Source organism: Mesorhizobium sp. M1A.F.Ca.IN.022.07.1.1 (assembly GCF_003997575.1).
GTDB lineage: Bacteria > Pseudomonadota > Alphaproteobacteria > Rhizobiales > Rhizobiaceae > Mesorhizobium.
Genome location: NZ_RZST01000648.1, coordinates 1 through 1,116 on the forward strand (window position 1 = coordinate 1; position 1,116 = coordinate 1,116).

Consider the following 1,116-nt stretch of genomic DNA (forward strand, 5'->3'; position numbering starts at 1 on the left):
TCACCTTGGCGTAGATCGGCGGCGCCGGCAGGTCGGCGGGCAGAAGGTGGCCGGCCGATGCGCCGATCCTGACGCTGGCGATCACCTCGAAGACGCTGCCGCTGACCGAAGTCGAGAACTATGCCGAGACGCGGCTGGCGCAAAAGATCTCGCAGCTTCCGGGCGTCGGGCTGGTCAGCATCTCCGGCGGCGAGCGGCCGGCCGTGCGAATCCGCGTAAAGCTCAAGGCGCTGGCCGCCATGGGGCTCAACATCGACGATCTGCGCACCACCATCGGCGCGCTCAACGTCAACACGCCGAAAGGCAGCTTCGACGGGCCGGCGCGTTCCTACACCATCAACGCCAACGACCAGATCAGCGACCCCAAGACCTATGCGGATATGGTCGTCGCTTACCGCAACGGCGCGCCGGTCAGGCTGGGCGAGGTCTCCGATATCATAGAGGGGCCGGAGAACTCGAAGCTGGGCGCTTGGAAAAACCGCTCGCCGGCGATCCTGCTCAACATCCAGCGCCAGCCCGGAGCCAATGTCATCCGCGTCGTCGACTCGGTGAAGGCGCTGCTGCCGCAGCTTCGCGCCGGCTTGCCGGCGGCGGTCACCGTCGAGCCGCTGACCGACCGCACGACCACCATCCGGGCCTCAGTCCATGACGTCGAGTTCGAGCTGGCGACGGCGGCGCTTCTGGTCGTGCTCGTCACCTTCCTGTTCCTGCGCAACATTCCGGCGACGATCATTCCGAGCCTGTCGGTGCCGCTGTCGCTGATCGGCACGTTCGCGGTCATGTATCTTTGGGGCTTCAGCCTCGACAATCTGTCGCTGATGGCGCTGACCATCGCCTCCGGCTTCGTCATCGACGACGCCATCGTCATGATCGAAAACATCTCGCGTTTCATCGAGCATGGCGACGATCCGGTCACCGCCGCGCTCGAAGGCTCGGCCCAGATCGGCTTCACCATCATCTCGCTCACCGTCTCGCTGATCGCGGTGCTGATCCCGCTTCTGTTCATGGGCGACGTCGTCGGCCGCCTGTTCCACGAATTCGCCATCACGCTTGCGATCGCCATCGTCATTTCGGCCATCGTCTCGTTGACGCTGGTGCCGATGATGTGCGCCAGGC

At 64.9% G+C, this 1,116-nt stretch carries 1 pseudogene; it reads left to right on the top strand.

Going from position 1 to position 1,116, the window contains the following annotated elements:
- Positions 1-50 precede the first annotated feature (50 nt).
- Positions 51-1,116, top strand: a pseudogene (locus tag EOA75_RS33100) (efflux RND transporter permease subunit); the annotation flags it as partial.